The following is a 13136-nucleotide window of genomic DNA, read 5'->3' on the forward strand; positions in this document are numbered from 1 at the left end:
GTTACAGTGAGTCAGGCAGCAACACGTACACGCCCATCACATCCACTGGTAGGCAGGCGCTAACGCTGTACTGCCCGACATCGCGGGCCGCCTCACGCACTCGCTGGTGGTCGGCCAGCAGCATTTCAGCGCGTTGCTCGGCGAGCGTTTGCAGTTGTTGCGGGTGTGCGGCGATAAAGTCGAGAGCGGTGCAGATTTCGCGCTGCACGGCTTCCAGCGGCAGGTTGCCACTGGGCGTGCACTCCAGCAGGCGCGCCACAGTATCGCCCTCTAACCATTGCGGATTGCTGCGCCCCTCAACGGCCAGGGCAACGGTTTCTTCTGCCATCATCTGGAACGGCTGACGACGGCGCACATAGCCCAATTGATGGCGCAGGCGCAGCAGATAAATGGTGGTTACCACCTCCACGGCATCGGTCAGTGTGGCGGCACAGCGTGCAGCAATGCCTGCCTCACCGCTCAGGCTGGTCTCCAGCAGGTGTTCTGCCAACACACTAACGAGCGGGTGGCTGCGGTGCAGCTCATTGAAGTCAATTAGCACCGGTTTGCTTATGCCTTCATCGGCCAGACGCAGCTTGAGTGCCTCAGGCAGATGTTGCGGTAGAAAGCGAAACTGCTGTTTGCGCACCGGCTCCAGCGGCGCATTGAGGCGGGTACAGGCGCTCTGTACAAAACGCTGAACATCGGCTTGGGTGCCTAGTGCTTCTTGCTGTTTTTGCCACTCTGGCAGCACTTCATCAGGGCGGATTCTGCGCTGAGCGAAGACGGTACGATTAGCCTTGGCTTTTTGCAGCGCGTCCTGCCATTGGGCCTGCAGCGGTGCCAAGATGCGTTCGGGCTCGCCAAAGTCAAAACTGACTTGAGGTGATGACTTTTGGCTATCACTGCGCTTCATCAGCGCAGCCTTGACCAAGGCTTGATTGATACGGGCCTCGTCTTCCGGCATGGGCACTAGCACGCCCAGCTCTTTTTGGATGGTTTCGCCTTTGCGCAGAATCACGTTCAGTACAAAACCATCGACAGGGTTGTCCTGCCCCCAGAGCATCGTGCAGCGCACCTCTTCCGACTGCTGGCCAAAACGATCAACGCGGCCTTCACGTTGCTCGTGTCGGGTTGGGTTCCAAGCCAGATCGTAGTGAACTACGGCAGTGAACAGGTGCTGGAGATTGATGCCCTCGGACAGGCAGTCGGTTGCGACCAGAATGCGCGGTTCGCCTTCTTCCATGGCGTCAACACGCTCATGCCGCTCTTCCGGCGTGTATTCCCCAGTTACGGATTCGACCGTGGCCTTGGGAAAGGCTTTGCGCAGGTGTTCTGCTACATAGTGAGCGGTGGCGATATAGCGGCAGAACACTACGGTGTGGTAACCGTCTTTAGCCAGTGCCTCGATATGCCGTATCAGAGAGGCAAGCTTTGGGTCTCCCGCCTTACCGGAAAGGCGCTCGGCTTCCTGGATAAGACCCTGCAGCCTGCCGGTTTCTGCAAGTTGTGCGGGCGGCTCCAAGTCACTGCCGTCGAGGTTATCGGCCTTGCCATCGTGCAGACGTTCGTCGGCTAGTAGGTCGTCTGTTGCAAGAGTACCTTCCAGTCGGGTGGAGAGTGCTTTGACCGCAGCAGCTGGTGAGGAGGCGACGCAACGCAACAGCGCGAGCGTGGCGTACCAGATCAGGCGTCCATGGCCCTCGCCCTGCTGCTCAATGGTTTCAGCCAGCTCACGGCAATAATCCTGAACCGAATCAAAGAACTTCCCCCAATCGCCACTGAGCTGGTAGGTCACTTCGGTTTTCATGCGGCGGGGAAAACCGCGACCATCGCCAGTCTCGGCCTGCCATTCGGCGATGTCCTTGCGACGGCGCTGAACAAAGTGCCGGGCTAACTCCTGCCGCAAGGGGTCATTGGCGGAAGTACGGTTTTGTAGGGCAACAAAGCGCGGATCGAGCAGCGAAAGTAGGTTGTAAAACGCTGCTTCATCGCCCGAGTGGGGGGTTGCGGTGAGCATAATCAGGTGCCGATTTTCATCCTTCACCAGACGCTGCAACAGCTCAAAACGCAGCTGTTTTCCCGCACCACTGCTCGCGCAGGTATGCGCTTCGTCAACAATGACGCACTCTGGTGCAATTGCCAGAAAGTGTTCGCGATGGCGCTCGCTCTTGATGTAATCGAGGCTAACCACCACCACGGGATAGTGATCGAATAAGCTGACGCCATGGGGAATGTCGCGTTCAATACGGGAGGCCGATGCCGAGGTCAGCGCGATAGCTTGCAAATTGAAGCGGGTTTCCAGCTCGCTTTGCCATTGCTCTACCAAGTGCGGGGGGCATAGGACAGCTAAGCGGGCGATCTCACCTCGGTCCATCAATTCACGGGCAATCAGTCCGGCTTCAATGGTTTTACCGATACCTACGTCGTCCGCAATCAACAGGCGCACTGTGGTTAGACGAAGCGCCATCAATAAGGGGACTAGCTGGTAGCCACGTGGCTCAACCGCAATATTGCCAAAAGAACGGAACGGACCGCCGCCGGCCCGCAGCTTGAGGCGCAAGGCATCACGCAGCAGTAGTGCCGCCGCGTGATTGCCAGCCTGCTCAGGCTGTGGCCAGGGGAAGATGGCAGGTTCAACCGGCTGCAGTTCAAGCTCCGGAATCAGTGCAATGGTGTCGTCGTCCGCGCCACCGAGAGGACGTAGGCGCAGCCAGTCACGGCGTGATTCGCTTTGCACTACCCATTCGCGGCCACGGGCACGAACTAGGTTGCCGGGCATGAAGTCGTGTTCAAGCTGGGTCATTGTGTTTTCTCATGGTTGCCGAACACATCGGGATGAGCTGCAAGCTGCACTTGCCATTGCGATGGATCGGAAAAATTCAGCACTTGCCAGCCTTTGTCTGCCATTAAGGCCGCAGTGTCGGCGTCAATGTCTTCAAGAAACACCAGGGCGCGGACTGACTTGTATTGGCCGGCGGCTATGGCCGCGCCTTGATTAACGGGCACCTGCATGGCATCCGGTTGGCGTAAGCCTGCAGCATCCAAAGCCTGCAACCACTGTTTGAGGAGAGCGTTGGCTGGTGCGCTTTCTTGAGTTAGCGGTAGATCTTGCTTGGGTTGGACTTCGGCATTTGCCAGCGCCACCAAAACTTTGAGCGCATCGGCATTGCGGCGATTGATGTTCTCGTGGTCGGGCTGGTTGAAGTAGGACAGTAGGCATTGGTAGCAGCCTGCTTCACAGATGTGGTTACCCAGCGCATTGGTTTGCTCCAGCGCGGGCAAATCTTCCAGTTTCCACGGGCCTAGCGGTACAGCGTGATGCAGTAACTTGAGGGCGTTACTGGCGACCTGCGCCAGGCTGGCTGGGTCGCTGGCAATGCGGGTCAGCACTCCAGCCCCCCCTTCAGCCGCCTCGTAGAACATCAAGGCCCGGCGCTCGTCCGCCTTGGGCAACGGTTCAGCCACGAGTTCGGACTCTTCGATCTGGAAGGTCATTTCAATACCGCGCTTGAGCGCCGCTTGCAAGGTCGCCATAGCCTCCGTCGATAAGGCATGCACGGGGGCCAGAATCAGCAGATTGCGGTGGTCCTCGACGAAGGGAACGATGCGCTGATTGGGCACCTTGTCGAGCAGGGCCTCGTCCTTGCCTTCCTCATCACTGGCTCCCGGCTCGTCCTGTTTGCTCCAAGTGCCGGTGATGGGATTAATGTAAAAGCCCAGCTGCTCTTTGTTTTTGCGCCTGCGCCAGCCACGGTTAATGCGCCATAAACGAGCGGCAGGCGCATAGGTCAGCTCAGCCAAGGCCTCGTCGCCGAGCCTGACTTCGGCCTTACGTTGCTGGATGACGCCATCCGGTCCTGGCAGGAATCGATAGGTGGTTTGTAACTCAAACCCCTGACGTTGACGGTCCTCATCATTGATAGAGATGCGTTCGACAGCGACAGTTTCCACGGTTTCAATGCGGTACAGTTCGCGCACCCAATCGTGTTCGGTCAGCAAGGCATCACAGTTTTCACAGCGATTGACCAAAGGCTGCGTGCCGTTGATATCGCCCAAATGACCGTAGCCGCATTGACTGCAGACCAGCGAGGTGATGGTGGCGAGCTGGCTGTTGCCGGAGATGTGATCGGCCGAACCTACGTTAAGTTTGGCGCGAACTACGCGGTACATACGACCCTGGTGATAAATCAGACTGCGTGGGCCGAACTCTGATAAGGCCAGGAAGCGCGGACGACTTACCATGCTGCCCTCGTCGTCTTTGCCATTTGCGGATGCCCCACCGCGTGCAGGAATCCAGGCCATCAAGGGCAGCCGAGGAAAGTTATAGCCAGGCAGGAAGCCTTGGCTGGCCAGATAACGATACGTGTAGAAATCCGAGTTCTGCGTATTGCCATTCTTTAGCAACACAGCGTACTGCCGGGCCGCATCGCCGTAGCGGCGCTGAGCGTTCTGACGCTCACTATGTGATGCCGTATGGCTTTTAACGATTTGGTCGGCCATGTTCATTTGCGTGCGGGTGGCATCAAACAAGACGCGCCAGCGCTCCAGTGCATCGGAAAATGCCTGGGGCGCACGCTCAATAACCTTCTGTACATAATCGGCTGAAAACCAGTCGCTATCGGCCAGTTCGTTCTTCAGCTGGGCAATTACGCGGGCTGCACTGGCTTGGGCGCGCTGTGTCACAGCAGGGTCATTAAGGGCATCGTGGTAGGACTTGATCAGCGGCTTGCCGGCCTGATCAAGGTCGAGCATGGGGGCGATGCTGACATCGAGGGCAATGTGGGCGTTTGCCAGCCATACCGCCTGCAAATGGCTCTCGACCAGATCGCGATTTGCCAGATCCAGCGTGGGTGCACGAACGATGCCATGGACCATTTCGTTGGCATGATGAAAAAACCATTGGTCATGGGGGCTCAACGAAGCGCAGTAGGTAATGACCAGTGCTTGCTGCCCAGATCGCCCGGCCCGGCCGCTGCGCTGCGCGTAATTGGCAGGGGTCGGCGGAACATTGCGCAGGTACACGGTATTCAGTGAGGAAATGTCGACGCCAAGCTCCATGGTCGGCGAACAGAACATGACCGGGAGACGTTCCAGAGGGGCCTCGTGCGCCGGATTTTGTGCCCAGTCCTTACGGTCCTTGTCGGTGTAGCGGAAACGCTGCTCCAGCAACTGGCGCCGCCCGGCATCCACTTGGGCCGTGTGCTCCTGCGCCTCGAAATCAAACAGCGGATGGCTTTTCTGACGCAGTAATTCCGAGATGCTCAGATAAAGTGTGCGAAAGAACTGATTGGAACGGGTGTCCCCCGCCTGCAGGAAACCCTCTGGCAAACACCAATCCAGCGCGGCGGCATTCAGCCGCCAACCAATTAGATGTTGATCAATCGAATGCTTCTGGACATAGCCGTAAAGTGCTGCTGCTTGCAGCAGTTCCTCTACCAGTTCGACCCACTCAGGGTCTTTCCAGATAGCGACCAACCCGGCAAGCGCTGTATCTTTCCATAAGGCAGCGGTTTTGATGTCACGCAGCATGCGCGAGCGAGGCCCACCGGTCACCAGATCCGTTCTCGGCTTGCCCTTAAATTCCGGCCGCTTGCTGAGAATCAGGTATTTGGATGTTTCCAACTGCTCATCGGGAGCAAACGCCCAGCGCTCGTTAAGGTAGGCGAAAGCACTGGTTCGGGCCTTGTCTTGCTCTACCGGATCAAGATAGCGAGTCTCAAGACACAGCCCGCGACGCATTGTGTCGAAAATAAGCTGACACAAGACTGCCCGATGCGCGGCAGTCAATTTCCCCAACAGGCTACTTTTGCTAAAGGCAGCAGAGTCGGCACAAAAATCATCCAGGCTGCGATAACTAATGGCCAGCAAACCCAGTTGATCCAGGTTCGGATTGTTGAATCGCCAGCCGCGACGCAGATCACGCAGCAAGCGGTAGCCGATGATGTAGCGCAGAGTGCGCTGCGCTTCTTGCCGAGCCAGACCCATCAGCTTGGGTGTGCGCAGGTACTCAGTCAGAGTGGCTTCATCCAGCCGATCAAATCCGAGTGCCTTGAATACGGCATCTGCCAACTGTTCTTCGCTAAGCTCACCGCCGCTGTTCTGTAGCGCGCCAATCAGACCTGCGCGCAATGTCAGCAGAAAAACGAAATCGTTGAAATGACCTGCTTGTAATGCTGCGTCCTGACGGTTGTCGGTAAAGCCGAGCAGCTTGCGTGGATCAGGTTGCCCGCTTTCCGGCTCTTTTTCGTTAAAGAGCTGGCGCAGTGCTGTCAGGGTCAGAATCGTCGTAGCAGACGAGCGCCCCTCACCAGAAAGACTGGCCAGCCGATTGATGTCTTTACCGTGTGCCTCATGCAATTGGCCGCAATTCAGGCAGAAGCGGAATTTGCCCGGGATGTACCAAAACGACTCGCCACACCCCTCATTTCCCTGTGGGTTAACGGTCACGCTGTAAGGCACGGATTTCTTGTAATTTTGTTTGATTTTGATTTGATCGCGACTTAAATCCAGCCACGTTTCTGGAAGATCTTCAATATCGCCACGGTATGGAAGATTGGAGCCCGCTGGGCACAGAAATCCGTAAAAGACGTCTTCGTTATCGTCTGTTGTGATGTCATCGATTTCACGGGGCGTGAAACTCGCCTGCGTCTGCTTTGATTGCCAAACTGGCAGATACTCTTGGCCGCAATCTCGGCAAAAGTGCACGGGATAGAGCTGTGTACCCTCTCCCTGGCGGCCTGGTGCGAAACGCTGAGCATCCAGAGTGACATAACGAATCCCAGGGGCCTCAAGGGTAGTCAGGACCTTACCAGGGCCACTGATGAATTGGTGAAGCTTGAACGCGAATGGTGGCCGCCCTTGTGGCGTTTTGATTTCATGTGCGGCCACGAGAAAGCGCTGCAGACCATCGCGCGCTACATCTACTGCACAACCTGAATCGCCCGCCAACTTTTCACTGGCTGCCTGGATGGTCATCGGCTTTGCCCGGCGCGGTGGCTCGTTGTCAGGTAGCTCAATGCCAAGATTTAACTCGACCCAAATGGATAGTGGATCGACCTGAAATGCTTCAAAGTTGCTCCACGAAAATTCAGGACTAGCTACCGCGGCAGCCAAATCAGGCTGAACGGCCGTGACATCTTTCAGTGGGTCGGTCACGCGCTCCAGCGTTTCACCGATGATCTCTTGCTCACTGATAGGTGTGCCAAATAACTTGCTGGCAACTGCCGCCACTGTCTTGTTGCGATCTGCCAGGGTTCCGGTGCTGGACATGGTCGCGGACGTGCCGATGCAGACAAGTTCATCTGCCTGCAAACGCTCCCGCAACCGACGCACAAGCAATGCCACGTCCGCACCTTGACGCCCACGGTACGTGTGAAGCTCGTCGAGAATCAGGAATTCCAGCCCTTGGCAGTGATCCACCACGCGGCGATCCACTTCGTCAAAGCGAGTTAGGATCAGCTCCAGCATCATGAAGTTAGTTAGCAGGATGTCAGGCGGGTTGCCTGCAATCACATCCCTTTCTGCTTTTGACTCTTGCCCGGTATAACGTGCAACCGTGAAGGGCTGTTGTCCCTCCGGATAGCCATGAAGGAATTTGTCTAGCTCTTCAAGCTGACTATTCGCCAGGGCGTTCATTGGATAGATAACGATGGCGCGGGTTCGTGCGGTTGTTCCTTGGTCTTTTGCTTTCAAAATCCGGTCAATGACCGGAATGAAGAAGGACAGCGATTTCCCGGAGCCAGTGCCTGTTGTAACGACATAGCTCTGCTTTCCTTGCCCCTTAGCCAGCGCTTGCAACTGATGCGCATATAGGTGCAGTGGCTGCGGATGTCCCTCTGCTTTGCCAACCTGAAAAAGCTCGGCACAAGCGCCATGCAACACGCCCTCTGCGACCAACTGCTGCACCGTGCCTTTGCGTTGGTAGTTTGGGTTGATTTGGACGAGAGGCTCTGGCCAATAGCGGCCATCGGCATATTGCCGTTCAACTTCATCCCTGATATCGGATGCTGCGATTCGGGAAAAGCTTCGGGAAAACGAGCTGTATTCGTCGATAAGCTGATCGCGAAAGCCAAATACATCATTCATTTATTCTTTCCTTCCCTTGGAAGCGTGTAGCCGGGAGCTAATACAGCATTCTCGACGCCATACAGCGATAGGTTGTCCTTCAGCCAAAGCCGATATTGATGTCCTTGCAAGCTATGGTCTGACGAAGCGTCGACGCTCCATCGCAAAAGCATGTAGCCAGCAATCGCCGCGCGGACACGAATCCGAATCGATTCGCCTGCCATCGCGTAGTCCATTCGAATGATCTCGGGGCGTTCCAAGCGTGGGTGCGGTACAAGCTCTAGCTCCAGAATCCGAGTCCACTGAATGTCGTGGTCTTGGCGTTCTCCCGCTTTCGCTTCTTCATCTAATAACTTTGGGGCTTGAATCCGCGTTACGGCAAAGTCACGGAATTCGTTGCTCTTCCGGTCAAAGGCACGAATGTGCCAGCGCAGTCCTGTATCGACGAGCGCAAAAGGCACAATTACGCGTTCGGATTCTCCACTGCTCATAGAGTGGTAGCGGATGGATACCGGGCACTTTAGGTGGATAGCCCGACAGATTGGCGCAAGGATCTCTATGCGAGGGCAACTTAAGATAGCCGGAGTTTCGCAGGGAAGTAGCGGCTTTGATTCGCCATTCACACCATCGTCAAATCCGAGTGAAAGTGCTGACAAAACTCGCGGCTGAGCATGCTCAAACAAGGGTACAAACGCTTTACCCGTCCGGTAGATCTTGTTACTCCCATCGAACTCGATGTTCTGTGGCGCAATTTCTCGATACAGGGCCAAGTCTCTTGTGGCACCCGCTGGAGCAACTCCGAAGCGGTTCGCCAAGTCAGGCCGCCCGATCTCTCCCATGAAGTAGAGGCGAAAGTCGATATAGGCCAAACGTTCTCGTTGGGTATGGCTCAAATGATCGACACGCTGAGTGTGCATAGTCAAAGGCTCACCATATGCACGGGAGCGACCACAAGGTAGTAAGGTTCGCCCACATACTCATTATCACCCTGTTAATATAATCAATATGATCACATCATGATGTGAGAGGTGTAGCAGCGCAAGTAATTGCTTCTCTAGCTTGCGACGGAAGTTGAGCTCCCGCTTTCTCTGTTAGCGGCTTTCTTTGTGCCCGGATTTTCGAAAGCGCGCTAACGGCGAACCTTCAAGGTTCCGAGCACAAAAGGCATACTTTTGTAGAAGCCTGTCGCGGCCAGCACCATGACAACGCTTACCTCTCAAAGTCGAACCCTAACGATGTCCCGCCAGCCAGGCATAGCTGAGCGCAACTTTCCGACCCGATCAAGGCCTTGATGACTATCAGAACTTAGCGATGACTGAGACGTACCCCAGTCGGTTTACGGCTCTCGTCAAACCCTAAATGTCCACACTATGAATCATCACCGTACCATGTCCATACCAGCAACCTCACCCGTATCGCTGTATGGCGGATTCATGGCGATCACGCTGAAGGAGGTACCAGGTTTCCAGGCGAGGAAATCCCCCTCGATGACGTTGTGTCCTTTCTCTCTCAGTATTTGGCAATGCAGCGGACTGACCTCGACGCAACGGGTGCGATCCTTGGGCAGCAGATCAGCAATGCCGCCCTGGCCAGCCTGAGGTTCGCATACAGTGTCGAGCAGGCTGATATCCAGCCAGTCCACTAGGCGCTGTGCGAGATTCGGAGGGGTCGGGTAGAACTGATAGCTCTTCTGGTCGGGAATGCTGCCACGTGCAGCAACCTCTGCAACAGCGTCACGCGGGTCATAGTCGAACTGCCAGTAGGTTAGGCGGCCATGCTTGGGGCAGGTGGTCAGAACCCCGCCCAGAGCCGCCATGACGCTGCCCACCTCATCGAGCAGGTGTTTGCTGTCCGCACGCTCTCGCACGGAGATACACAGCGTATTGGGTACGTTAATACGGTCGTATTCGCGGCGGAAGTTGGTCGTCTTCTCCAGGTAGTAGTATGTCTCAGCGCTGCTGAGCAGCGATGTCACTGCGTTCGATAGGGGGCGCTCGTAAAGCGTCTTGCTGTTGAAGCCAGATGCCTTCGGCTTTGCTGGGCGCTTGCGGAAGCTCTCCGGGATGGCCATCGGGTGCAGGAACGCCAACACGCTATTGAGCCTGTATGCCATGTCCGGATGGACTTCAAGGTGAGCGGTACCCACCTTGTATGCCCTAACGCGAACGCTGCCGCCATCTATCTCAACCCACTCGCCCCGGCTTGCCCGTGCCAGGTGCAGGATGCGAGTGGTAGAAGCACGGCACGGATCATCGCGGCCCATGAACTTGGCTACCACCATGCGTAGATCGTGGATATAGCCCTCACGGTCATGATCGGTCGATCCCCAGTCGTTATAGACGTGGCTCATGATTGCGCGCTTGTAAAAGCCTTCTGGCTGATTGGTCACATGGGTACGCGACAGGGCTCGGAAGATGCCATCAACACGCTCGGCCAAGAATTCAACACGGCGGGAGAGGAGGCTTTGAATCGTTGCACGCAGGTTGTCGAGATTGAACTCTGGCATATCCAGCTCAGGGTTCTCGCCGCGTTTGTAGTTGTGGTCGCGCCAGGCGTTCAGGGTTTTGTGCCATTGGCTACGGCGGGCCTGCGGCATGTGCTCCATAAGGTCAGTTTGATTGAGCGCACGCTGCCAATAGGCTGCGGTCAACTCGTTCAGCGCGCCCTCAAGCTGGAATATTTCGCCGAAGGCGCTGGTATGGCGAATGCTTGCGCTACGACCGTACTGGTCATTGCCATTACCATCGAAGAAATAACCCAGCACACCAGAAACCTTTTCCTGGGTGATGATCCCATGTACCTCAATGACACGGGCCTTCTCGCGCTCGTAATCGCCGGCCAGCAACGTCAGCGCGTCAAACTGAACGGGGGCAAAAAATTGGTCGATGACATCGCCATGAAGGACTGGACTGGAATGACGGTCGTTCTCGAAAAGCTGCATAAGTGAAAACCTCCTTGGTTTCCACCAACTTCTCATTGTCCCGAAAAATCCCAAGCTGTCAGTCGATCACGACTTCTCTCGCTGAATCCCAGTCGCTGGGGGCAGCATCTCCAGTGGCGAAGGCAAATCTCATACCCACGGTCGGCCTGCCTTTCTTCATGAGGTATGCCGCAGCGCCTGCGCACATCGACTCGTGCCCCGAGGGTTCATAGTTCCCCTCATCGTCCCAGTTGCCACCCCGGTTTGAATGCACGGTCTTGTGACACTGGAAAGTCGAGTGATCATCCTCGATCAGGGTAGAAATAATCCCCTCCAAGCGCCCGCGGCTTAGCGGAATGGCTCCCTCCTTCAGGAACGGGCAATTCGCACATGGTTTTTTCAGTCGGAAGTGCTGCTTGATCGGATTCACTGAACCGTTTCCTTAGCGCGATACATCAATGGCGAAAACCTCGACTGGATCTGCCCCAAAGTGCGGATGAACGATCGTCGTCAAGCGATAGCCCTTCCAGGGCAACACAAGTCTTCGTGCGTCATCTGCGCGCTTCGGATAGCCACGTGTCAGCTCTATCTGGTCGAAGCCCTGCCCCTCCAAACGCCGACGCCAATAGGGTGTGGCAGCCCGAAATTCTTCCAGCTTGACGCCAGCCTTGATCGCGTCGAAATACTCGCCTTTGAGCGGCAGCGTCAGGGTTCGCATGGAGCGGGTTCCTTTCAGTTCGTTACGGTTACGGGGTCAGGCGCTGGGTAGGTCACGTTAGTAACCGGCGCAGCGCGGTCGCGCAGTTTCCGCACCGGGCGGCCGTGCGCGGCGTCGGCATAACCCAGGCGGGCGATACGCTGCGCGCGGTAGACCAGGCCGAGCGGGTTGGGCCAGGGCCTGCCGGCTTCGTAGCGCTTGCGGCCGGCCATATAGGGCACGTCAATATGCAGTGAATCGAGGCCCGCCGACTCGGCGCACAGGCGGGCAATGTAGCGGTCTAGCAGGTCGGCACGCATGGCACGAGTTCCCTCAGTAGCGGGCTGGATTGCCTTTGTACTGCCAGCGCTCGATCAGCGCCGCAGTCCATTCAGGCCCCAGGCGGGCCAGTGCTTCGGCGATAGTGTCATTGCTCTGGTTCAGCAGCTCGGCGCTGTTCGCGGCCAGTGCGACATAGAGGTATTCGCCACGACTCAGGGCACCAACACAGTCAAGGTCGCCCTTGGCCACGCGCAGCGCCAATGCGTCGAGGTAATCCAGTTGATCGGCCATTTGGTCATTCTCCTTCTGTGGTTGGGTGTCGCTATCGGTTGGGTTTAGGGTGTCTATTCAGAGCGTTCGCGTTGAATCCAAAGCTGATCCTGACTGAACACGATGTAACTGTCCCGAGCCTCGGGCACTACCTTTCTAAACTGCGCATCTGTCATGTCGTCGAGCCGGCTGAGGTCGCCACTAGCGCTTAGCCGCTCAATCACCTCAGTGGTGAGCCCTTCGTAGCGATTGAGATAGACGATTGCATCCATCCCCGCACGTTTCGCGCTCGCGATAATGGATTTCCAGTTTCCGCCGCGATCTTTGCTTCGGCGAATATTCTTCGCCTTCAGATAGGCCCGGATCACACGAGAACCCTTGCCAGCTCGCATGGAGGCCTGTACTGCGGTACCAAAATGAAGCCCACCGTCTACCGTTTTGGACGGATCGAGGGTGTCGAACTCCTCATTGGTTCGATGTTCCAGCAGCAAAGGAGAACCCGAGGAGTCAACCACCACGGAAGGGCTGAGCCATTTTTTGAAGTCATCCTCAGCCGAATCTAGTCCGCTGCGCATAGGTTTCCTGTTGGAGAGCTACTAAGATCTATGGATTATCCCACTTGCCAGGCACAACCCAAGCACCTGGCCTGAAGCTGGATTGAACGCACTGGCTGCCCGGACAAGCGAAGAGTGAAAATGGGAAAAGATAAAATTCACTGGAGAATCAGCGCGGAGGATGTCCTGGCCGTTCTGGAGTATTACAACGCCGCTAGCCTGAAGGCCCAACAAACGGCGCTTTCTGGCACGGCGACCCAGCTTGAGAAATTGGGGTATGCGGATTTAATGGTTGATGGGGCACCTTCCCCTCACCAACCTGATGCTACCCTCAGATGGTTGATAGATCGACCCCGTAGTTGAGCTC

General features: G+C 56.4%; 9 protein-coding genes. All 9 read right to left on the bottom strand.

Annotated features, from left to right (window positions below; genetic code table 11):
- Position 1 precedes the first annotated feature (1 nt).
- On the bottom strand, positions 2-2785 hold the full coding sequence (locus AO268_RS18575) for a helicase-related protein (RefSeq protein ID WP_099169452.1): 2784 nt from the start codon (positions 2783-2785) through the stop codon (positions 2-4).
- Positions 2782-8067, bottom strand: a complete 5286-nt coding sequence (locus AO268_RS18580; protein WP_099169453.1) for a DEAD/DEAH box helicase — start codon at positions 8065-8067, stop codon at positions 2782-2784. Before AO268_RS18580 ends, AO268_RS18575 begins: the two co-directional genes overlap by 4 nt.
- Positions 8064-8915 carry a WYL domain-containing protein gene (locus AO268_RS18585; RefSeq protein WP_441344179.1) on the bottom strand — a complete coding sequence of 284 codons (852 nt, stop codon included), beginning with the start codon at positions 8913-8915 and terminating at the stop codon, positions 8064-8066. The genes AO268_RS18580 and AO268_RS18585 overlap by 4 nt, the downstream gene beginning before the upstream one ends.
- Positions 8916-9424: 509 nt before the next feature.
- Positions 9425-10987: a DUF4942 domain-containing protein gene (locus AO268_RS18590; RefSeq protein ID WP_176561392.1), complete on the bottom strand. Its 1563-nt coding sequence runs from the start codon at positions 10985-10987 to the stop codon at positions 9425-9427.
- Positions 10988-11045: 58 nt separating this feature from the next.
- Complete coding sequence (locus tag AO268_RS18595; protein WP_099169456.1) at positions 11046-11396, bottom strand: hypothetical protein; 351 nt, start codon at positions 11394-11396, stop codon at positions 11046-11048.
- A 12-nt stretch (positions 11397-11408) separates the two neighbouring features.
- A complete protein-coding gene (locus tag AO268_RS18600; RefSeq protein WP_099169457.1) occupies positions 11409-11684 on the bottom strand; it encodes an RNA-binding protein in 276 nt (91 codons plus the stop codon).
- A gap of 14 nt (positions 11685-11698) precedes the next feature.
- Complete coding sequence (locus tag AO268_RS18605; RefSeq protein ID WP_099169458.1) at positions 11699-11983, bottom strand: hypothetical protein; 285 nt, start codon at positions 11981-11983, stop codon at positions 11699-11701.
- A gap of 13 nt (positions 11984-11996) precedes the next feature.
- Positions 11997-12236 (bottom strand): hypothetical protein, encoded by a 240-nt coding sequence (locus AO268_RS18610; protein WP_033045051.1) that lies wholly within the window; start codon positions 12234-12236, stop codon positions 11997-11999.
- 53 nt (positions 12237-12289) lie between these two features.
- A complete protein-coding gene (locus tag AO268_RS18615; RefSeq protein WP_099169459.1) occupies positions 12290-12790 on the bottom strand; it encodes a hypothetical protein in 501 nt (166 codons plus the stop codon).
- Positions 12791-13136 lie beyond the last annotated feature (346 nt).

This window comes from Pseudomonas sp. ICMP 8385, assembly GCF_002699915.1.
In the GTDB taxonomy this organism is placed as follows: domain Bacteria; phylum Pseudomonadota; class Gammaproteobacteria; order Pseudomonadales; family Pseudomonadaceae; genus Aquipseudomonas; species Aquipseudomonas gessardii.